Source organism: Streptomyces sp. NPDC039609 (assembly GCF_055596705.1).
In genome coordinates, this window is sequence record NZ_JBVIUJ010000018.1 from 24,017 (window position 1) to 44,646 (window position 20,630).

A 20,630-nucleotide genomic window follows, 5' to 3' on the forward strand; every position below is an offset into this window, starting at 1 on the left:
AGTCGCCCGGGCGCCCGGTGATCGCCATGCTCACGGAAACTTGTCAGAAAGCTGTCAGCAGCCTGTGGCCTTGCCGTCAGAGCTTCGCGGCCCTGCCCGCATCCGCGCGCGCGCCCGTCGGAAGGCGCAGTGTGAACGTCGAGCCGACGCCCTCGGCCGAGGCGGCGGTGGCCGAACCGCCGTGTGCCTCGACGAGTTTGCGCACGATCGACAGGCCCAGACCGCTGCCGCCGGTGCGCCGGTTCCGGGACCTCTCCGCACGCCAGAAGCGGTCGAACACATGGGGAAGATCGTCAGCCGCGATCCCGCTGCCCGTGTCGGCGACCTCCACGACGACGTCGGACACCGGCCCGTCGCCGGCATCGTCGGCGCCCTCGCCGTGGGCGCGCAGATCGACGCGGCCGCCGCGTGGGGTGTGCCGTACCGCGTTCGAGACCAGGTTGCCGACGGCCTGCCGCAGCCGTACGGGGTCCGCGGTCAGCGCGGGCGCGGGCCTGGGCACCGCGACACTCAGGGTGACACCGGCGCGCTCGGCCTGGGCCTGGTGCGCGGCGGCGACCTGGCCGAGGAGGTCTGCCACGTCGACAGGCTCCGGGTGCAGACGCAGCGCGCCGGCGTCCGCCTGTGCGAGATCCTGCAGGTCGTCGATGATGTGCTGAAGCTGTACCGCCTCCTCCAGGAGCGAGGCGATCAGGGCGGGATCGGTGTCGGCGATACCGTCCTGAGCGGCCTCCAGCCAGCCGCGGATGTTGCTCAGTGGCGTCCGCAGTTCATGGGCGACGTCGCTGACCATCGCCTTGCGCTGCGCCTCGAGACGGGCACGGTGTTCGGCCAACTCATAGAAGGCGGCGGCTAGTTGCCCGATCTCGTTGTCGGCGTGCACAGCAATGGGAGTGGCCTCGGCACCTTCCTTCATACGCTGAGCCGCACCGGTCAGCGCGCGCAGCGGGCGGACGAGACGGCGTCCGGTGAGGACCGAGACGCCGATGGTGAGGGCGAGGACGAGCGCCGCCGCGCCCGCGATACGGGCGGTGCTCGTCGCGGACAGGTCGAAGCCGGGGACGCTGCCTCGGTCGGGGTCTCCGATGAACAGCAGCGCCGGTTGGGCGACGTACGCGCTCAGTTGCTCGCGCCGCGCCGTGTTCACGCACGAGCCGATGGCCTCGTCGGCTGCCCTGTCGAACGCACTCGGGGCGGGTGCCGGCATGGGTACGGCCACGGGGCCCGGCAGCCGGTCGCTGCGCCAGGTCAGGTCCGGGGACAATGTGATGCCCGGACGGTCCTGGCGGCTCAGACAGGCGTTGGTCAGCTTGGTCAGGGCTCCGAGGGCCTTGGCCTCCGTCTCCGTGGGGGTGTCGAGGTCGGTGGTGGAGCATTCGTCCGAGGCGACGCGGCCGGCGGAAATGTCGCCCGGGTCGATGCGCGGGCGCCCCGAGGGACCCTCCGTCACCTCGACGTTCTGTCCGAGTCGGCCCAGGCACGCCGCGACACGATCCGCCCTGCCCCGCAGTTCACGGCGCTCCGAGGACGGCAGGCGGAAGGGGCCGACGGCCCGTGCGTCGATACGGTCCGTCGCACTCGACCCGCTGTCCTTGGACAACGCGCTGTCCAGGGACAGCGGGTCGACCACCGCCGACGGCCGGTTGGGCAACTGCGGGCCCGAGCTGCCGGCCGAGTCGGCGAGGGGCTCGCGGGCCTGGGTGGTGACGGCTATCCGGCGCCCGAACCGGGAGGCCAGGTCCTTGACCGTGCCGTCCACGCCGTCCCAGCGGGGGTGGGTCGCCGCGTACCCGAGCAAGGCGTCGTAGATGCGTGCGTCGTCGGCCAGGGCCTGCCCCTGTTCCTGCTCGAGAGCTCCCGAGGTGGTCTGGGCGGCGAGCCACGTCGTCGCGGCGACGGAGCACGCCGCGACCAGGGCGAAGACACCGAGGAAGCGCCCGAGCAGGCTCTTGCGCAAGGGCAACCGCGAGCGCGCCGTGCGGCTACGACGACGCACGCCGCGCGCCCTTCGCGGGGTCGGTCAGTTTGTAGCCGACACCGAAGACGGTGAGCAGGCGGGTCGGCGTGCGCGGCTCGGGCTCGATCTTCTTGCGCAGGTTCATGATGTGCATGTCCACGGTGCGATCGCTGACGTAGCGGTCGAAGCCGTGCAGCTTCTCGAGGAGCCGTGGCCGGGTGAAGACACGGTCCGGGTCGGCGGCCATGGCGGCGATGACCTGGAACTCTCCGGGCGTGCACTCCACGGGCGTCCCGTCGACGGTCACCTCGTGCCGGTCGGCATCGACCCGCAGCGCCCCCACGGACAGAACCCGCCCGTTGTCGACGGCGGGCGTTCCCGCCCGGCCGGTGCGTCGCAGCAGCGTGCGCACGCGCGCCATCAGTTCGCGCGGGCTGTACGGCTTGGTCATGTAGTCGTCGGCGCCGAGGTCGAGCCCGAGCAGCAGGTCGTCCTCGGTGGAGCGGGCGGTGAGCATGAGAACGGGCAGCTCCCGCGCTTCGCCGCGCAGAACCCGTACGACATCGAGCCCGTCGGTGCGCGGCATCATGACATCGAGGATCAGCAGATCGGGCTCACACTCCCGCACCCGGTCCAACGCGGCCCGCCCGTCGCCCACGACGGTGACCGAGTGCCCTTCCCGCTCGAGATAGCGCCGCACCAGCTCGGCCTGCTTCTCGTCGTCCTCCGCGACCATCACATCAGCACACACGCGGCCGATCGTAGGCGACGGCGCTCCGGCGGAGGCAGCCGCGTTCCGGGCGGTCGGACGCTACCGGTCGATCAGCGGCAGTACCGGGAAGGTGTGGTCCTGCCAGATCAGGCGGGAGGTCTCTTCCGGGTAGGCGGTGACGGCCGGCTCGGTGTCGAAGACCTGGACGAGTCGTCGCTCGGCGTCGTACGCCGGCCAGCCGGGTTCGCCGTGGGTGGCGAACGACGTCCACGCGGCGCGCATACGGGCGGAGAGGGCTTCCGCCTCCGGGGTGGGTGCTTCACCGATCAGCATGGCCGGCCTGCCACGGTCCAGGTTGCCGAGGACGAGCGGTACGTCGAGGCCGTGGCAGGCGCCGAAGGCTCCACCCATGCCCGGGGCGTTCCAGGTCAGCTCGTACACGTGGGTGCGGCCGCCGGCGGCCGTCTGAGCCTGGGCGAGGTGGAGCGACGGCATACGGAACAGCCAGTCGGACTGCACCAGCTCGTACAACCCGTCCGGATCCACCGTCGGAAACGCCTCGCGATACCGGCGCGCGCCGTCGGGGCCCGGCGCGAGGAAGCGGAGGGCGGCTGCCGCCTGTTCCTCGCTCACCTCGCCGAGCAGGCCGGTGATCGCGGTGAACAGGCGTTGCTCGTCGCGGGTGTGGCCGACGAGGAGTTCGATGTCACGACCGGCGCCGTCGGACAGGGCCTGCCACGGTGTGACGGGCAGGATGTCGCCGTCGACGACCGGGGAGAAGGGGATCGTCCTGTACGCGGGCTGCCCCCAGCGTTCGACCCACCGGTCCATCGCGGCGCCGACCGCGTCGCCCGCGGCGGGCAGTCGGTGCGGGGGAACGCCGGACAGGTCGGTCACCGTGGGCCGCAGGCCCAGTTCGGCGGCGCAGGCCGCGGTGATGTCCGAGGCGAGGTCCGGTGAGAAGAACGTGCCCTGCACGCTCTGCGCGATGGCCCGGCGGAAGAGTCCGGCCGCCCGGTCCATCGCCAGCAGGGCGGCTATCGATCCACCACCCGCCGACTGTCCGAAGACCGTGACCCGCTCGGGATCACCGCCGAAACCCCGGATGTTGTCGCGCACCCACTCCAGAGCGGCGACCTGGTCGAGCAGCCCTCGGTTGGGCGGAGCCCCCTCGATCTGCCCGAAGCCCTCGATGCCGACGCGGTAGTTGAACGTCACCACGACGACCTCGCCGTCGCGAGCGAGTCGGCCTCCGTCGTACTCGGGGAGGCCGGACATGCCGAACACGTAGGCGCCGCCCTGGATCCAGACCATCACCGGCAGCCCGGCGCCCGGGGACGGTTCGGGCGACCAGACGTTGACCGTCAGCCAGTCGTCACCCGGCGCCTCCTGCGACAGCGCGTCCATGCCGAAATGCCCGGCCTGCGGGGGCGGCGGACCGTACGAGACGGCGTCCCGCACCTCGCTCCAGTTCCGTACGGCCCGCGGCGCGGCGAATCGCAGCCGGCCGACCGGGGGCTCGGCGAACGGGATCCCCCGAAAGGCCGCCACTCCCGCCTCACGGCTACCGCGGACCACCCCGGCCACTACGCGAACTTCGGGCCGGTCCCCGGACGGCTCGGACGCGGCAACGGTCATCACGACATCTCCCGGAGGGGTAAGCGGGCTCGCATGGAACGCGGACCCTGCGAATGATCCGCCGAGTCCGGATGTCACGCCAATCATTTACGGATCATTCGGACTGCTGACGTCCCGCCGAGGGTGTCCGTCCGCGATCTTTGACGAGGCCGGGCGGTTTCGACCCCCGGCTCCCTACACTTCGCCATGTGCCTGACAGCAGTGGCACCGCACCACTCCCACGAACGGCACCAACCCCGAGGGGGACGATCAGCGCATGACCAAGCCCGAGAGCGCGGCATCCGACTACGACGTCGTCATCAGCGGAGCCAGCCTCGCCGGCAGTGCCGCGGCGATCCTGCTGGCTCGGCGCGGTGTCCGTGTCGCACTGCTGGAACGCCGCTCGGACCCCGACGCGTACAAGGTGCTGTGCACCCACTCCCTCACGGCCAACGCCTACCCGGTGCTGGACGAACTCGGCCTCGTCCCCGCTCTGGAGAAGGCGGGAGCCGTCCGTAACGAGGCCCGCTGGTACACCCGCTGGGGATGGATCACGCCGAGGGCCTCGCCGGGCGGCCCCGAGCTGCCGTACGCGTACAACGTTCGTCGCAGCACCCTCGATCCGCTGATCAGGTCCCATGCGGCCCAGACCCCCGGCGTCGATCTGCTCCTCGGCCACCAGGTGACCGGGCTGGTCCAGGACGCCGGGCGAACCGTGGGGGTGCGCGCGTCGACGGCACAGGGTGAGCGAGAGATCCGGGCCCGCCTGGTGGTCGGCGCCGACGGCAAGGACTCGGCCGTCGCGAAGTTCGCCGGGGTGCCGTCCCGGCAGTACGAGAACGGGCGGTTCGGCTATCTCGCGCACTTCCGCGACCTCCCGCTGCACGGCGGGATCGCTCACGCCTGGTTCCTCGAGCCCGACATGGCGTACGCGTTCCCGAACGACGACGGGGTGACGGTCCTCGCGGTGCTCCCGGACAAGAAGCGGCTGCCGGCCTTCCGGGAGGACCTGGAGGGCAGCTTCCTGGAGTTCGTCCGCGGCCTGCCCGACGCTCCGCCCATCGACTCCGCCGAGCGCGTTTCGAAGATCATCGGCGCGGTCGACTACCCGCTGCACAGCCGCAAGCCGACCGCACCGGGCCTCGCGCTCATCGGCGACGCCGCCCTGACCGGCGATCCCCTCTGGGGAGTGGGATGCGGGTGGGCCCTGCAGTCCGCGCACTGGCTGGCAGAGGCGGTCGCCCCGGCCGCAGCCGGCCAAGGAGAACTGGACACATCGCTCGCGGTGTACGCCCGCATGCACCGGCGCCGGCTGAGCGGTCACCAGTACCTGGCCGCCGACTTCGCCAAGGCGCGTCCGTTCAACCCCTTGGAGCGGCTGATGTTCTCGGCGGCGGCGCGCGACGAGTCGCTCGCGCGGCACATGCACCTGTTCGCGTCCCGCCTGATCGGTCCGCTGCGATTCCTGAACCCGGTGGCGCTGGCCAAGGCCGCGGCCGTCAACATCAGGCATCGCGAGGGGGCCGTGCCACCCGCACACTGAGGCGCGCCGGCTGGGGAACCAGGAGGACCGACTCGTCAGGCGCTGCTTCGCCGTTCCGTAAGGGGAAACCCATCCTGCCGCACCTCGGCTCGGTGGCGCTGAGGGACGTCTCCGCGACCTTCCTCGTGAAGGCCGGTGTCATCCCCCTGCGGGAGCAGGGGGAGCGATGGAAGGCGCTTCCTCGGCGGGCCCGGCCCCGACCTGGACCGACATACGGTCCAGGTCTCGGCTTCCGGACGCGCGGGAAGCCTGGCACACCAGGGTCAGCCGACGTGGACGCGAGGGCGGCGGTCGCGGTTGGGCTCCGCCTCGCGCAGGACCTCGCGGGTGACGGGGGCGACTTCGCCCTGGCCGAGGAGGAAGAAGCGAAGGAAGTTGGCGAAGGGGTTGCCCTCAGTCCACTCGAAGTAGACGTGTGGGCGGGTGCCGGTCATGTCGCGAGAGTGGAGGAGGAGCGCGGCGAGGGCGTTGGGGACCGAGGAGGACTCGACGGTGAGGACTCGGTAGCGGTCGTGCATGACCTCGCCCTTCACCGTCAGGCCGGCCTCGAACTCGGAGGGGTCGGTGACGGTGACCTCGACGAAGACGAAGTCCTCGGTGGTGGGAAGGTCGTTGTCGGTGCGGATCTGCTCGATCTTGTCGCGGTATTCGGCGACGTCGCGGTTGTCGGGCTCGTTGGCGATGAAGCGCGGAGTACGGCGGGAGATGTCCTGGATGAAGCGTTCGGCCATGTCGTCGAGTTCGACATGGGTGACGCGCAGCTCGAAGGCGCGGCCGAGGCGGGAGAGCAGCGAGATGAGGATGATGCCGGCGATGAAGCAAGCACCGATCTTCACGCCGTCCGGACGCTCGATGATGTTGACGCCGGTGGTGTAGAGGAAGACGACGGAGATCACGCCGAAGCCGATCGTCCAACCGCGCTGGCCGGCCTTGCGGGCGGCGATCGTCACGGCGATGGCGGCCGAGCAGATCAGGACGAGGACACCGGTCGCGTACGCCCCGCCCTGGGCGTCGACATCGGCGTCGAAGATCCAGGTGACGAGGAACGCGACCAGGGTGAAGACGATGACCATGGGGCGCACTGCGCGGGCCCAGTGCGGGGCCATGCCGTACTTCGGTAGGTAGCGCGGCATCAGGTTCAGCAGGCCGGCCATCGCCGACGCGCCCGCGAACCACAGGATGAGGATCGTCGAGACGTCGTAGACGGTTCCAAAGGTGTTGCCGAGGTACTCGTGTGCGAGGTACGCGAGCGCGCGGCCGTTGGCCTTGCCGCCGGGCTCGAACTCCTGGTGCGGGATGAGGACGGTGGTGATGAAGCTCGTGCAGATCAGGAAGACGCTCATGATCAGCGCCGCCGTGGTGAGGAGCTTCTTGGTGTCACGGATCCGGCCCGCAGGCTTCACCTCCGTGTCGCCCGGGTCGCCCTTGACGTGCGGCATCACGGCCACGCCCGTCTCGAACCCGGACAGACCGAGCGCGAGCTTGGGGAAGATGATCAGGGCGACACCGATCATCGCGAAGACGTTGCCATGTTCCTGGGTCAGGGCGGTGGTCCAGTCGGTGACGACATGCCCCTCGGTGATCACGTGCCACAGGCCGGTGACCACGACGACGGCGTTGAGAGCGAGGTAGATGGCCACGAGGGCGACGGCGACTCCGATCGCCTCCAGGAAGCCCTTGAGGAAGACCGCGCCCAGGAGCGCGATGAGGATCATGGTGATCAGCACCTGCTTGTCGTGCAGGGCCGATTCCAGGTGAGGGTTCTCCACCAGGTGGGTGGAGGCGTCGGCGGCCGACAGGGTGATGGTGATGAGGAAGTCGGTCGCGGCGAAGCCCAGCAGGGTCAGGACGAAGAGCTTGCCCTTCCAGAAGGAGAGCAGCCGCGACAGCATCGCGATCGAGCCCTCGCCGTGAGGGCTCTCCTCGGCCACCCGCCGGTAGACGGGCAGCGCGCCGGCCAGGGTCACGATGACCAGCACGATGGTCGCGATGGGGGAGAGCAGCCCGGCCGCGAGCGCTGCGATGCCGGGCTGGTAGCCGAGCGTCGAGAAGTAGTCGACACCGGTCAGGCACATCACCCGGTACCAGGGCTGGCCCTTGTGTCCTGCGTCGGGGGCCGACTCCTTGGGCCGGGAGGGTTTGCCCTTGCCCATGTCGGACAGTCCCTCCAGCATCCACGCGCGCAATCGGCCGTTGCGCGAGTCGTTCGTCGTGGACATGGAGGTGCTCCTGGGCTGCTGCTGGATGAGGGGGAATCCGGCCATGGATCGGACGGCCCGGCCAGCGTAAGCAACGCGCCAAGGGCCGATCAGGGCGGGCGCGTCAGGAAAGCGTCAAGATGCACCCGCAAGACTCCACCCGTTGCGCCCACCAGCCGAGAGCGTCGAGGCACCGCGAGCCCTTGGATACGGACACGCGCTCCTGAGGAATTCGAGCGCCCGCGTGTGAAGTGGGGGCGACGGCAGGGTCAGGGTCGGTAGACGACCTCGATCAAGACAGCCGCGATCAGGAGCCAGGCTCCGACGCCGAGCACCCACAGGCTGTCGAAAGCGACTCCGAGAACGCTGACGAGGAGAGCCGAGGCAGCGAGAGACAGCGACGCACGACGCATGCCGCTGTCGGCCAGTGAACGCTCGCTGTTCCGGCTCATGGCCTGACTGTAGGCCGGGACGCCTCATGCCGGGTGTTCGCGCCCACTTCTTCACGCGCTGTTGACGGCGGGCGATGGCCCACGGGACCCTCCGGCCCGCCCCGCGGCTCCGACGGGCCGCGTCAAGAAGGTGTGAAGACGGCGTCACCTGGCGCCAAGAACCCGCAAGGAACGACAGGACACCCCCTCACCCGGGCACACCCTGAGCGGACCCGAGTACGAAGGAGCTCGCCCGCATGACCGCTCTGACCACCGAGAACGGGGCCACGCCGCCGCCGAGGATCCCCCGGATACCGGCGCGCGCCACAAGCTGACGGCTGTCACCGGGCTCGCCGCGCTTTCGCTGGACGCGATGGCATCGGTTGCGTACGGTCCCGAGGCCATCGTCCTGGTCCTTGCGGCGGCCGGCGGCTACGGGCTCGGTTTCACGCTGCCGGTCACCCTTGGCATCGCCGGTCTGCTGGCCGTCCTGGTCGCCTCGTACCGGCAGGTGATCGCCGCCTTCCCGGACGGCGGCGGTTCGTACGCGGTCGCCAAGGCGCACCTGGGCCGACGGACGAGTCTGGTGGCGGCGGGCTCCCTCGTCCTGGACTACGTCCTGAACGTGGCCGTGGCCGTCACCGCCGGTGTCGCCGCCCTGACATCTGCCTTCCCCGAGCTGTACGGCGAGCGGCTGTTGATCTGCCTGGCCGTCCTCGTCCTGATCACGGGCGTGAACCTGCGGGGGATCGTCGACTCCGCCCGCGCGTTCATCGTCCCGACCGCGATATTCGTCGGCGCGATCCTGGTGCTGATCGTCGTGGGCCTCCTGCGCGACGCGCCCGTCTCCACGGCCGCCTCCGCCGGACATGCCTCCGCCCTCGCCACGGATGCGACCACCGTCGGCGCGCTCCTGCTGCTCAAGGCGTTCGCCTCCGGCTGCTCCGCGCTGACCGGCGTCGAGGCCATCGCCAACGCCGTGCCGTCCTTCCGGGCCCCGGCGGCACGGCGGGCTCAGCACGCGGAGGTCGCGCTTGGTGTCCTGCTCGGCGCCATGCTGATCGGTCTGTCCGTGCTGATCTCCCGTTTCGGCCTCCAGCCCGTCGAGGGCGTGACGGTTCTCGCCCAGCTCGCCGACGCCTCGCTCGGCCACAACTGGGCCTTCTACGTCGTCCAGTTCGCCACGATGGTGCTGCTCGCGCTCTCGGCCAACACCTCCTTCGGCGGCCTCCCGGTCCTGCTGAAGCTACTGGCCCGGGACAACTACGTGCCGCACGTCTTCGGCCTCAAGGCCGACCGGCAGGTCCACCGCCACGGCGTGGTCTGGCTGGCACTGGTGTCGGCGGCGCTGCTGCTCTTCTCCGGCGGTGACACCAACACCCTCGTCCCGCTCTTCGCCATCGGCGTTTTCGTCGGCTTCACGATCGCCCAGACCGGCATGGTCCGGCACTGGAGCCGCGTACGAGGGCCCCGTTGGGCGGCCAGGGCCCTGCTCAACGGCCTCGGCGCCCTCCTGACCGGCGTGTCCGCGGTCGTCGTGACCGCCACCAAGTTCCACGACGGCGCCTGGTTGATCGTGCTCGCCCTGCCCCTCCTGGTGGCGGTCTTCGAGACCGTCCACCGAGCCTACGGAAGGATCGGGGAACGCCTCGGGGTGGGACGTGTCCCCGAGCCGCCGCACCGCGAGCGCTCCCTCGTCCTCGTGCCCGTGTCCTCCCTGGCCCGGCTCACGAGCGAGGCCCTGACCGCCGCCGTCTCCCTCGGCGACGAGGTCCGCGCGGTCACCGTCTGCCACCCGGACCCGGAGGACCGGGCAGCCACCGAGGCCCTGGAACGCGACTGGGCCCTGTGGAACCCCGGCGTCCCCCTCGTCCGCCTGCCCTCCGAGCGGCGCTCGCTCGGTCGCCCCATCACCACGTACGTCCGCGAGCTTGAGCGGTCCGAATCCGGCACCCGCGTCACCGTGCTCGTCCCGGAAGCGGAGCCGGAGCACCTGTGGCAGCGGATGCTCCAGAACCAGCGGGGCGCGGTCGTCGCCCACGCCGTCCGGCGTGACACGAACGCCGTCGTGTGCCGGCTCCGCTTCCGCTGCTGACCATCAGGGATACGTCAAGTACCCCTCCGTCCGGTGCCACCCGCGCCGCACCGGACGGAGGCTGGACGTACGGAATACCGGGTCGTTTCTGAGAGGTGGATCATGAAGCTTCCGCTTCGGGACACGGTGGCCGTCGTCGCCGGGTTCCTGCGGGAGATGGATTCCTGCTGGAGCAGACCGCCCGCGGCAAAGGTGTGACGGACGCGGAGCTGGACCGCAGCCCCGGCGAGTACGAGGACAACCTTCAGCGGCTCGCCGAGGAGTGGTACCAGCACGGCATCAAGGACTCGGACATGAAGATGGGCGAGCGGTACTGATGAATACCAAGCAGTTCGTCCTGCCCGCCGCACTCGCGGTCGCCGCGACCGTGATCGCCAGTGTGGCCCTGTGGCCCGGCGACGACAGGGCCCGCGTGGACGAGGCCCTGTGCTGGGGGTCCCTGAGCAAGGCCACGGCGGCGCTGCTGGACGACGGGAAGGGGGGAAGGGTCAGCTCGTACGAGTACGAGAAGAAGGGTCAGGGCGACTTGGCCGTCTTCCGTACGTGCCTGGTCGAGCGCGAGAACGCGGAGAGCTCGACGAGAAGGACCGTCTACTCCTTGATCGTCATGGATACCCGCGGCGTCCCGGGCACCCCGAAGGACGGGGTGCCCGTGAGGTCCCGCCGGCCGGCCCGGCGACATAGTGCACGTACTCGCCGGCGAGGCGGTAACCGGCGGTCCAGGCGAGGAGACGCCGCGGGCGGTTGTCGCGGGAGCAGGTCCAGCTCGCGGTGCGGCCGCGCGCCTCGACGTCGGCGGTGACTCCCGTGACACACGCCAGGGCCAGGTGTTGCCGACGCTCCCCGGGCGCTGTGGCGCAGGCGACATCCTCGTAGCGGCTGCCGACGAACCGGGAGCAGGCCACGGCGAGGATCCGGTCCTTGCGGAGGGCGGCCCAGGCCAGGCCCGATGACGCGAGGGAGGCGGGGCCGCCCCACGTGGCGTGGATCCAGGCGGTGGACGGGTCGAGCGCGGCGAGTGCAGGGGTGTCGTCGGTGGTCAGCGGGCGCACCGTCACTCCGCGAGGTACCCGCGGCTCCGTACCCCTTGACCGGTGGATGTACAGCATGCGCTCCCACGGTACGAGCTGCTCGAACGCGGCCCCGAGCGCGGGCAGGAACCGGTCGGCCGCCTCGATGAAGTGCCCGGCGAGCGGAGCGAGTTCGGCCGCCGTGACGGCCGTGGGGTCGCCCGCCAGCAGAGCGTGGCCGCCGGAGGCGACGGCCACCACACGGGGCCGCTCGGTGCGGTCTGTCCACCACTGGCCGTGGCCGGTGGCGAGGACGTGCTCGGCGAGCGCGCCGGTGCCGGGCGTCCCTGCGGGGAAGACCCGTACGGACGAGGGTGGTTGGTGGGAAGCGTGCGGGATCACGGAACCTCCTGGACGATGGAAGGGGAGGGGCCTCTCGGCCCCTCCCCTCGGTCGGAACGTCAGCGCTGGCCGGCCTTGCGGCCGTGGTTCGCCTTCTTCTTGCGGCGGGCCTTCTTCTTGCGGGCGCGCTTGGACATGCGGGGGTATCCCTTCAGGCGGTGTGGCCGACGAGGACGTCGGCGAGCTTGGTGAGGCGCTTGACGATGCGCTCCTCGGTGGCCGCGGGCGCGGGGGTGACGCGGTGGTCGCGGTCGTAGTAGGCGCCGTTGACGATCTCGACGGCCGGGTCGCAGAGCCGTACGACATGGGCGGCGCCCTCGGCCGGGGCTGCGCCCTCGTGCGCGTACAGCGGCAGCAGGCCCGTCGCGCAGATGCCCGGGTGGACGGAGACGGCGGTCACGCGCGGGTCGGCGGCGAAGACGGTCAGCGCGAGCTGGGACTGGGCGTAGGCGGCGAGCCGGGAGTAGCGGCGCGTGCGGTTGGGATCGGCCCACTGGATGGCGCCCGTGCGGTGCAGGGAGGACGAGACGTTGACGACCCGGCCGCACGGCTCGGACCTCAGCGCCGACTCCAGGAGGTTCGTGAGCAGATAGTGCGCCAGGAAGTTGACCTGGAAGGCGATCTCGTTGCCGTCGGCCGTGACCGTGTGCCGTTCGGGCGCGGCCATGCCGGCGTTGTTGACGAGGACGTCGAGGTGCGGGTGTTCGGCGGCGACGCGGGCGGCCATCTGCTCGACCTCTTCGAGGCGGGCGAAGTCGGCTGCGAACGCGCACAGATGGGAGCCGTCCACCTCCGCGAGCGTGATGAGGCGGTCCACTGCTGCGTGGGCCTCCTCGGGGGTCCGGCCGTGCACGAGGACGGTCGCACCGCGCTCGGCGAGCAGCCGGACGGTCTGGTAGCCGATGCCGGAGGTGGCGCCGGTCACCAGCACGGTGCGTCCGGACAGGGAAGAAGACATGGTCCATCCAGGGATCGATGAGTGGTTACGCGTCATTCGCATGACGTCACGCGTACGAAAAGGGCGCCGCGACCGGTCGGTCACGGCGCCCCGAAGGCGGTGGAACGGGCCTCAGCGAGAGGCGGACGGTTCCGGGCGGCGGGGCAGCACTCGACGCGGCGACGCCTGATGAGGCGGCCGGTCGACGAGGAGCCACGCGCTGTTCACGTAGGGAATTCAACTCCGCGGCGAGCGGGGCCTCAAGACATTCCGCCTGTTCCTGACATCTCTCTGACGCGGGTTCACCGGTCAGCCGAGCCCGGGGATGGTGGAGACGAGCAGGTCGATCACCTTGATGCCGGCGAAGGGGAGGACGAGGCCGCCGAGTCCGTACACGCCCAGGTTCCGACGCAGCAGCGCGTGGGCCGACGACGGCGTGTAGCGCACACCGCGGAGCGCGAGCGGGATCAGGGCGACGATGATCAGGGCGTTGAAGATGATGGCCGAGGTGATCGCCGATGTCGGGCTGTGCAGCCCCATGACATTGAGGGCTTCGAGGCCCGGGTAGGCGCCGGCGAACATGGCGGGGATGATCGCGAAGTACTTCGCGACGTCGTTCGTGATCGAGAAGGTGGTCAACGCCCCTCGGGTGATGAGGAGTTGCTTGCCGATCTGGACGATCTCGATGAGTTTGGTCGGGTTGGAGTCGAGGTCGACCATGTTCCCGGCCTCCTTGGCGGCCGACGTGCCGGTGTTCATCGCTACGCCGACGTCCGCCTGGGCGAGGGCCGGAGCATCGTTGGTGCCGTCGCCCGTCATCGCGACCAGCTTGCCGCCCTCCTGTTCCTTCTTGATGAGGGCGAGCTTGTCCTCGGGGGTCGCCTCGGCGAGGAAGTCGTCGACACCCGCCTCCAGGGCGATGGCCCGGGCCGTCAGCGGGTTGTCGCCGGTGATCATCACCGTACGGATGCCCATACGGCGCAGCTCCGCGAAGCGTTCGCGGATACCCTCCTTCACCACGTCCTTGAGGTGGACGATCCCGAGCACCCGTGGGCCCTCCCAGTCGTGGACGGCGACCAGCAGTGGGGTCCCGCCGCTGTCGGCGATCGCGTCCGCCCAGGTGAGCGCCGTCTCCGGTACCGTCCCGCCCCGCATCCGTACCCAGTCGACGACCTGCGCGGCAGCGCCCTTGCGGATCGCGCATCCGGCGCCGTTGTCCCAGCGCAGATTGATGCCGCTCATCCGGGTCTGGGCGCTGAACTCCACGAAGTGGGGGTTGGCGAGCTCGCCGGCCTCCGGGGCGGTCAGCCCGAACTTCGACGTGGCCAGCGCCACGACCGACCTTCCCTCGGGCGTCTCGTCGGCGAGCGAGGAGAGCTGGGCCGCGTCGGCGAGTGCCCCCGCGTCGACCCCGGGCAGCGGAACGAAGTCGGCCGCCTCGCGGTTGCCGAGCGTGATGGTGCCGGTCTTGTCGAGCAGCAGCGTGTTCACGTCGCCGGCGGCTTCGACGGCGCGGCCGGACATGGCGAGGACGTTGCGCTGGACGAGCCGGTCCATGCCGGCGATGCCGATGGCGGAGAGCAGGGCGCCGATCGTCGTGGGGATCAGCGTCACGAGCAGGGCGACGAGCACGGTGGTGGACGGGGCGGCGCCCGCGTACGCGGCCATGGGCTGAAGCGCGACGGTGACGAGGACGAAGACCACGGTCAGGGCGGCGAGCAGGATGTTCAGCGCGATCTCGTTCGGGGTCTTCTGCCGCGACGAGCCCTCGACCAGGGCGATCATCCGGTCCATGAACGAGTGGCCGGGGCGCGAGGTGACCCGTACGACGATCTGGTCCGACAGGACCGTCGTACCGCCCGTCACGCCCGACCGGTCGCCGCCCGCCTCCCGGATCACCGGCGCGGACTCCCCGGTGACGGCGGACTCGTCGACTGCCGCGACCCCGTCGACGACATCGCCGTCGGCCGGGATCAGCTCACCCGCCTCGACGAGGACGAAGTCGAACTGCTGGAGGTCGGTGGCGGCGATGGCCTCCGTCTCGGCCCGGTTCAGGTTCGTTCCGTAGCGCCAGTGGCGCAGCCGCAGCGCCACGGTGTCCGTCCGCGCCTTGCGCAGCGACTCGGCCTGCGCCTTGCCGCGACCCTCCGCCACCGCCTCCGCGAGGTTCGCGAAGATCACCGTCAGCCAGAGCCAGGCGCTGATCACCCAGGTGAACACGGACGGGTGGAACAGCGCGGAGAGGGTGGTCAGTACCGACCCGACGCCGACCACGAAGAGCACCGGATTACGGACCAGGGCTCGGGGATGCAGCTTGCGCAGCGCCTCGGGGAAGGACTTCACGAGCATGACCGGATCGAGCAGTCCGCCCTGGACACGCTCCCGCCGCCGCTTCGGTGCAGGTGCAGACGGATGGCTGGGCGGCGTGGGCGCCTGCTGGACCGGGGCGGGATGTGTCGCGTGAGCCATCGCGAGACCTTCATGAAAGGAGCCGCCGCCCTGAACGGCGGGCGGCGGCTGGACCGGTGTGGACGGGACGGCCGCAGGGCGGCCTGCCGAACCCGGTGGTGTACTGCGCGGTCGGCAGGCCGCGGCACGGCGCGGTACCTGCGGATGGGAGGCAGGCACCGCGCCGCGGCCGACGAGGCGGTCAGGCCACTGACGTCCTCGAAGTTGAGCGGCCGCCGAGGAATCTAGCCCGCGGATCACTCCCGGAAGGGGTCCTTCCGTCACTGTTGACGGCTGCCTGACGGGCCTTTGACGTGCTCTTGCCGACGCGTTCCGGCATCCGTCAAGCAAGCGCTAGGAAGAGCCGGCGAGGCGTCAGAGGCGCATCAAGGGGGATCGATCCGGCCATGATCCCGATCAAGACTGATCACCACGGGGGGACGGACGACCGTCCGTCGGTGTGAAGGTGGAGGGCGCGTGACCATCACCGCCGGTACCAGGCACAGTCAGGAAGCGGGGGCCCCGACTGAAGCCGCAACATGCCGAGCGACGGCCGTACGGCCAGGGGCCCGCCCGGCTCGCGATCCAGAGGGGGACCGCGGCCAGGCACCCACCGGGCCGGGGTGCTCAAGGAGCTGCTGAAACGCAGCGAGCTGGCGGGCCGGTTGGAGCTCCGCATCGTCGACCGGGGCCCCGGCCTGCCGCCCTGCGACCGCGAGCGGGTCTTCGAGCCCTTCCAGCGGCTCGGCGACACCGACAACACCACGGGCATCGGCCTCGGGCTGGCTCTGGCGCGCGGGCTGACGGAGGCGATGGGCGGCACGCTGACCCCCGAGGACACCCCCGGTGGCGGCCTGACCATGGTGGTCTCCCTGCCCGTCGCCGCGACCGGTACGGGGACCGCGTCCGGGACCGCGACTGGGACGGCGACCGGGACCGCGGCCGAGACTCCGACCGGGACCGCGACTGGGACGGCGGCCGAGACCCCGGCCGGGACCGCAACCGGGACGGCGGCCGGGTCACCGAGACCGACGTCGATGGAGGCCGGGACCGGGTGGTGCTCGCGACGACCCGCCGGGGGCCGGATGTCCTGATGACCGGGGTGCAGCCGCACCGCCTGGGGCGCCGAGGGGAACGCGTCGCCGACCAGCCGGTTCCGAGTGCTGGGCAGGACGGCGTAGGAGACGCGTCAAGAGCGTGCTGCGGGCCGTAAGGGAGGCGTTAACGAAGGTCAGGCAGTGGCTGAAAGGCGGTTTCCTCGTCTTGTCCGAGAATCCGTTCTTCACTCAGGAGCTCACGATGGCCGACGTGGCCTTCGTCGTCACCACGATCGCGGTCTTCGCGCTGGTGGCTTTCATCGCCAAGGGGGTGGCCAAGCTGTGACCGCCGAAAACGTCATCGGTCTCATCGTGGCCGCCGCCCTGCTGGGCTATCTCGTCCTCGCCCTCGTCAAGCCGGAGAGGTTCTGAGTACGGAAATGAGTCCTGTTCTTGCTGGTGTGCTCCAGCTCCTCGCCCTGATCGCCGCGCTCGGTCTCGCTTACAGGCCGCTCGGTGACTACATGGCCCGCGTCTATTCCTCGGAGAAGCACTACAAGCCCGAGAAGTGGATCTACAAGGCGATCGGCGCGAACCCTGATGTGGAGATGCGCTGGCCCGCCTATCTGCGCGGTGTCCTCGCCTTCTCGGCGGTGAGCGTTCTCTTCCTCTACCTGCTTCAGCGGGTGCAGGGTTCGCTGCCCGGTTCGCTCGGTTTCGCCTCGATCGACCCCGATCAGGCGTTCAACACGGCCGCGTCCTTCGTGGCCAACACCAACTGGCAGTCGTACTACGGCGAGCAGGCCATGGGCCACGTCGTGCAGACCGGCGGCCTGGCGGTGCAGAACTTCGTCTCGGCGGCGGTGGGCATCGCGGTCGCGGTCGCCCTGGTGCGCGGATTCGCCCGCACCCGTACCGGTGAGCTGGGCAACTTCTGGTCCGACCTGGTGCGCGGCACCGTTCGTATCCTGCTGCCGATCTCCGTGATCGGCGCGATCCTGCTGGTCGCCATGGGCGCCGTCCAGAACTTCGCCGGCATCCACGAGGTCGGCCAGTTCATGGGCGGCACACAGCAGTGGAACGGCGGTGCGGTCGCCTCCCAGGAGGTCATCAAGGAGCTGGGCACGAACGGCGGCGGCTACTTCAACGCCAACTCGGCCCACCCCTTCGAGAACCCCAACGGGCTCTCGAACCTCTTCGAGATCTTCCTGATCCTCGTCATTCCCTTCGCGCTGACCCGCACCTTCGGCCGCATGGTCGGCTCGCTCAAGCAGGGTTACGCGATCCTCGCGACGATGGCCACGATCTGGCTCGTGTTCACGGGCCTGATGCTGTGGACCGAGTTCGCGGGCAAGGGCCCGGCCTTCGACATCGCCGGCGGTGCGATGGAGGGCAAGGAGACCCGCTTCGGCATCAGCGCCTCGGCGATCTTCTCCGTCGCCACCACGCTGACGTCGACCGGCGCCGTGAACTCCTTCCACTCCTCCAACACCGGCTTCGGCGGTGGCATCAATCTCCTCGGCATGCAGCTCGGCGAGATCGCGCCCGGCGGTGTGGGCTCCGGCCTCTACGGCATGTTGATCATGGCGATCATCGCGGTGTTCATCGCCGGGCTGATGGTCGGCCGCACGCCCGAGTACCTGGGCAAGAAGATCGGCACCCGTGAGATCAAGTTCGCCGCCTGCTACATCCTGGTGACTCCGGCGCTGGTGCTGGGCTTCACCGCCGCGGCGATGGCGCTGGACACCCCGGCGAACTCGATGACGAACAGCGGCGCGCACGGGTTCTCCGAGATCCTCTACGCGTACACCTCCGGCGCCAACAACAACGGCTCCGCCTTCGCGGGGCTGAACGCCGACACCCAGTGGTTCAACTCGACGATCGGCATCGCGATGCTGCTCGGCCGGTTCCTGCCCATGGTGTTCGTTCTCGCGCTTGCCGGATCGCTCGCCGAGCAGAAGCCCGTCCCCGAGACCGCGGGCACGCTGCGGACCGAGAAGCCGCTGTTCACGGGCCTCCTGGTCGGCACGATCATGATCATCACCGGTCTGACCTACTTCCCGGCCCTCGCGCTGGGACCGCTCGCCGAAGGGCTCGCGGCATGACCAACGACGTAAAGAACCACGAGGACAGCATGTCCACCTCCACCACGACTCCGACCAAGGCGCCGCACGGCGACCTGACCGGGGGCCACCATGCCCCCGGGCGGGTCGGCGGGGGTCTGTTCGACCCGAAGCAGCTGATCAAGTCCTTCCCGGACGCGATCAGGAAGCTCGACCCGCGTGTGATGGTCAAGTCGCCCGTGATGTTCGTGGTCCTGGTCGGATCGGTGGTCACCACCGTGCTGGCGATCAAGGATCCGACGGACTGGTTCGGCTGGGCGATCACCGCCTGGCTCTGGCTCACCACGATCTTCGCCAACCTGGCCGAGGCCGTGGCCGAGGGCCGTGGCAAGGCCCAGGCCGACACGCTCCGCAAGGCCAAGACCGACACCGTCGCCCGCCGCCTCATCGGCAAGAACGAGGAGCGCGTTCCGGGCACGGACCTGCGCATCGGCGACCTGGTGGTCTGCGAGGCCGGCGACATCATCCCCGGCGACGGAGACGTCGTCGAAGGTGTCGCGAGCGTCGACGAGTCCGCCATCACCGGCGAGTCGGCCCCGGTCATCCGCGAGTCCGGCGGCGACCGCTCGGCCGTCACCGGCGGCACGAAGGTGCTGTCGGACCGGATCGTCATCAAGATCACGACGAAGCCCGGCGAGACCTTCATCGACCGGATGATCAACCTGGTCGAGGGTGCCGCCCGGCAGAAGACGCCGAACGAGATCGCCCTCAACATCCTGCTGGCGTCCCTCACCATCGTCTTCCTGCTCGCCGTCGTCACGCTGAAGCCGTTCGCGATCTACGCCGGCGCCGACGAGCAGACCTCGATGATCGTCCTGACCGCGCTCCTCGTCTGCCTCATCCCGACGACGATCGGCGCCCTGCTCTCCGCCATCGGCATCGCCGGCATGGACCGGCTCGTGCAGCGCAACGTGCTCGCCATGTCCGGCCGCGCGGTCGAGGCAGCGGGCGACGTCTCCACGCTGCTCCTGGACAAGACCGGCACCATCACCCTGGGCAACCGCCAGGCCGCCGAGTTCGTCCCGGTCAAGGGCACCACGGAGGCCGAACTGGCCGACGCCGCCCAGCTGTCGTCACTGGCCGACGAGACGCCCGAGGGTCGCTCCATCGTGGTCCTCGCCAAGGAGAAGTACGGCCTGCGCGAACGCCACCAGGGCGAACTCGCCCACGCCACCTGGATCGAGTTCACCGCCCAGACCCGTATGTCGGGTGTCGACGTCGACGGCAAGCAGACCCGTAAGGGCGCGGCCGGTTCGGTCATCACCTGGGTTCGCGAGCAGGGCGGCGAGGTCGCCGATGACGCCGACACCCTGGCCAACCGGATCTCCGAAGCCGGCGGCACGCCGCTGCTCGTCGCGGTCAAGGACGACAAGGGCGCTCGCGTCCTGGGTGTCATCCATCTGAAGGACGTCGTCAAGGACGGCATGCGGGAGCGGTTCGACGAGCTGCGCCGCATGGGCATCAAGACGGTCATGATCACGGGTGACAACCCGCTGACCGCCAAGGCCATCGCCGAGGAGGCGGGTGTCGACGACTTCCTCGCCGAGGCCACGCCCGAGGACAAGATGGCCCTCATCAAGCGCGAGCAGGCCGGTGGCAAGCTGGTCGCGATGACCGGCGACGGTACGAACGACGCGCCCGCGCTCGCCCAGGCCGACGTCGGCGTGGCCATGAACACCGGCACCTCGGCCGCCAAGGAGGCCGGGAACATGGTCGACCTGGACTCCAACCCGACCAAGCTCATCGAGATCGTCGAGATCGGCAAGCAACTCCTCATCACCCGGGGCGCCTTGACGACCTTCTCGATCGCCAACGACGTGGCCAAGTACTTCGCCATCATCCCCGCGATGTTCGCGGTGGCCTATCCGTCGCTCGACAAGCTCAACATCATGGGCCTGTCCTCGCCCGAGTCCGCGATCCTGTCGGCCGTCATCTTCAACGCGCTGATCATCGTGGCGCTGGTGCCGCTTGCGCTCAAGGGCGTGCGCTACCGGCCGTCCAGCGCCGACTCGATGCTCCGCCGGAACCTCGCGATCTACGGTCTCGGCGGTCTGATCGCCCCGTTCATCGGCATCAAGCTCATCGACATGCTCCTCTCCCTCATCCCCGGAATCGGCTGA

General features: G+C 70.1%; 15 protein-coding genes and 1 pseudogene. 7 read left to right on the forward strand and 9 right to left on the reverse strand.

Going from position 1 to position 20,630, the window contains the following annotated elements; genetic code table 11:
- Positions 1-76: 76 nt before the first annotated feature.
- The 3 genes from ACZ561_RS36355 to ACZ561_RS36365 all read right to left on the reverse strand — a co-directional run bounded on the left by ACZ561_RS36355 (position 77) and on the right by ACZ561_RS36365 (position 4,307).
- Entirely contained in the window at positions 77-1,996 is a 1,920-nt protein-coding gene (locus ACZ561_RS36355; RefSeq protein ID WP_471003779.1) for a sensor histidine kinase, read from the reverse strand.
- The gene (locus ACZ561_RS36360; protein WP_471003963.1) at positions 1,983-2,693 is read right to left on the reverse strand and encodes a response regulator transcription factor; all 711 of its coding nucleotides are present in this window, start codon (positions 2,691-2,693) and stop codon (positions 1,983-1,985) included. Before ACZ561_RS36360 ends, ACZ561_RS36355 begins: the two co-directional genes overlap by 14 nt.
- Before the next feature lie 75 nt (positions 2,694-2,768).
- On the reverse strand, positions 2,769-4,307 hold the full coding sequence (locus ACZ561_RS36365) for a carboxylesterase/lipase family protein (RefSeq protein ID WP_471003781.1): 1,539 nt from the start codon (positions 4,305-4,307) through the stop codon (positions 2,769-2,771).
- Positions 4,308-4,563: 256 nt separating this feature from the next.
- On the opposite strand from ACZ561_RS36365, the gene ACZ561_RS36370 reads away from it, so the two are divergent.
- Positions 4,564-5,829, forward strand: coding sequence for an NAD(P)/FAD-dependent oxidoreductase (locus tag ACZ561_RS36370; RefSeq protein WP_471003783.1), 1,266 nt, complete (start codon positions 4,564-4,566; stop codon positions 5,827-5,829).
- Between the two features lie 263 nt (positions 5,830-6,092).
- On the opposite strand, the gene ACZ561_RS36375 is transcribed toward ACZ561_RS36370, so the two are convergent.
- Complete coding sequence (locus ACZ561_RS36375; protein WP_471003785.1) at positions 6,093-8,048, reverse strand: APC family permease; 1,956 nt, start codon at positions 8,046-8,048, stop codon at positions 6,093-6,095.
- 248 nt (positions 8,049-8,296) lie between these two features.
- Complete coding sequence (locus ACZ561_RS36380; RefSeq protein WP_471003787.1) at positions 8,297-8,479, reverse strand: hypothetical protein; 183 nt, start codon at positions 8,477-8,479, stop codon at positions 8,297-8,299.
- Positions 8,480-8,831: 352 nt separating this feature from the next.
- Between ACZ561_RS36380 and ACZ561_RS36385 the strand changes: the two genes are divergently transcribed.
- Positions 8,832-10,553: an APC family permease gene (locus tag ACZ561_RS36385; protein ID WP_471003789.1), complete on the forward strand. Its 1,722-nt coding sequence runs from the start codon at positions 8,832-8,834 to the stop codon at positions 10,551-10,553.
- Between the two features lie 194 nt (positions 10,554-10,747).
- Positions 10,748-10,870 (forward strand): hypothetical protein, encoded by a 123-nt coding sequence (locus ACZ561_RS36390; RefSeq protein ID WP_471003790.1) that lies wholly within the window; start codon positions 10,748-10,750, stop codon positions 10,868-10,870.
- Positions 10,871-11,158: 288 nt separating this feature from the next.
- Here the strand turns inward: ACZ561_RS36390 and ACZ561_RS36395 are convergent, their stop codons facing one another.
- From ACZ561_RS36395 to kdpB (ACZ561_RS36410), 4 genes are all read right to left on the reverse strand, one after another.
- Entirely contained in the window at positions 11,159-11,965 is an 807-nt protein-coding gene (locus ACZ561_RS36395) for a GNAT family N-acetyltransferase (protein WP_471003792.1), read from the reverse strand.
- 59 nt (positions 11,966-12,024) lie between these two features.
- Positions 12,025-12,102: a 50S ribosomal protein bL37 gene (locus ACZ561_RS36400; RefSeq protein ID WP_465269139.1), complete on the reverse strand. Its 78-nt coding sequence runs from the start codon at positions 12,100-12,102 to the stop codon at positions 12,025-12,027.
- Positions 12,103-12,116: 14 nt separating this feature from the next.
- Complete coding sequence (locus ACZ561_RS36405) at positions 12,117-12,923, reverse strand: SDR family NAD(P)-dependent oxidoreductase (protein WP_471003794.1); 807 nt, start codon at positions 12,921-12,923, stop codon at positions 12,117-12,119.
- A gap of 288 nt (positions 12,924-13,211) precedes the next feature.
- Positions 13,212-15,371: a potassium-transporting ATPase subunit KdpB gene (gene kdpB / locus ACZ561_RS36410; RefSeq protein ID WP_471003795.1), complete on the reverse strand. Its 2,160-nt coding sequence runs from the start codon at positions 15,369-15,371 to the stop codon at positions 13,212-13,214.
- Between the two features lie 571 nt (positions 15,372-15,942).
- Between kdpB (ACZ561_RS36410) and ACZ561_RS36415 the strand changes: the two are divergent.
- The 4 genes and pseudogenes from ACZ561_RS36415 to kdpB (ACZ561_RS36430) all read left to right on the forward strand — a co-directional run.
- Positions 15,943-16,234 (forward strand): annotated as a pseudogene (locus ACZ561_RS36415) (sensor histidine kinase); the annotation flags it as partial.
- Positions 16,235-16,729: 495 nt separating this feature from the next.
- Positions 16,730-16,819, forward strand: coding sequence for a K(+)-transporting ATPase subunit F (gene kdpF, locus ACZ561_RS36420; protein WP_471003797.1), 90 nt, complete (start codon positions 16,730-16,732; stop codon positions 16,817-16,819).
- Positions 16,820-16,827: 8 nt separating this feature from the next.
- On the forward strand, positions 16,828-18,492 hold the full coding sequence (gene kdpA, locus ACZ561_RS36425) for a potassium-transporting ATPase subunit KdpA (RefSeq protein WP_471003799.1): 1,665 nt from the start codon (positions 16,828-16,830) through the stop codon (positions 18,490-18,492).
- A complete protein-coding gene (gene kdpB / locus ACZ561_RS36430) occupies positions 18,489-20,630 on the forward strand; it encodes a potassium-transporting ATPase subunit KdpB (protein ID WP_471003801.1) in 2,142 nt (713 codons plus the stop codon). The genes kdpA and kdpB (ACZ561_RS36430) overlap by 4 nt, the downstream gene beginning before the upstream one ends.

Coding starts and splice junctions, on each gene's coding strand:
- ACZ561_RS36360 (WP_471003963.1), bottom strand. CDS start 2,693: ATGGTCGCGGAGGACGACGAGAAGCAGGCCGAGCTGGTGCGGCGCTAT.
- ACZ561_RS36365 (WP_471003781.1), bottom strand. CDS start 4,307: ATGACCGTTGCCGCGTCCGAGCCGTCCGGGGACCGGCCCGAAGTTCGC.
- ACZ561_RS36370 (WP_471003783.1), top strand. CDS start 4,564: ATGACCAAGCCCGAGAGCGCGGCATCCGACTACGACGTCGTCATCAGC.
- ACZ561_RS36375 (WP_471003785.1), bottom strand. CDS start 8,048: ATGTCCACGACGAACGACTCGCGCAACGGCCGATTGCGCGCGTGGATG.
- ACZ561_RS36380 (WP_471003787.1), bottom strand. CDS start 8,479: ATGAGCCGGAACAGCGAGCGTTCACTGGCCGACAGCGGCATGCGTCGT.
- ACZ561_RS36385 (WP_471003789.1), top strand. CDS start 8,832: ATGGCATCGGTTGCGTACGGTCCCGAGGCCATCGTCCTGGTCCTTGCG.
- ACZ561_RS36400 (WP_465269139.1), bottom strand. CDS start 12,102: ATGTCCAAGCGCGCCCGCAAGAAGAAGGCCCGCCGCAAGAAGAAGGCG.
- ACZ561_RS36405 (WP_471003794.1), bottom strand. CDS start 12,923: ATGTCTTCTTCCCTGTCCGGACGCACCGTGCTGGTGACCGGCGCCACC.
- kdpB (WP_471003795.1), bottom strand. CDS start 15,371: ATGGCTCACGCGACACATCCCGCCCCGGTCCAGCAGGCGCCCACGCCG.
- kdpA (WP_471003799.1), top strand. CDS start 16,828: ATGAGTCCTGTTCTTGCTGGTGTGCTCCAGCTCCTCGCCCTGATCGCC.
- kdpB (WP_471003801.1), top strand. CDS start 18,489: ATGACCAACGACGTAAAGAACCACGAGGACAGCATGTCCACCTCCACC.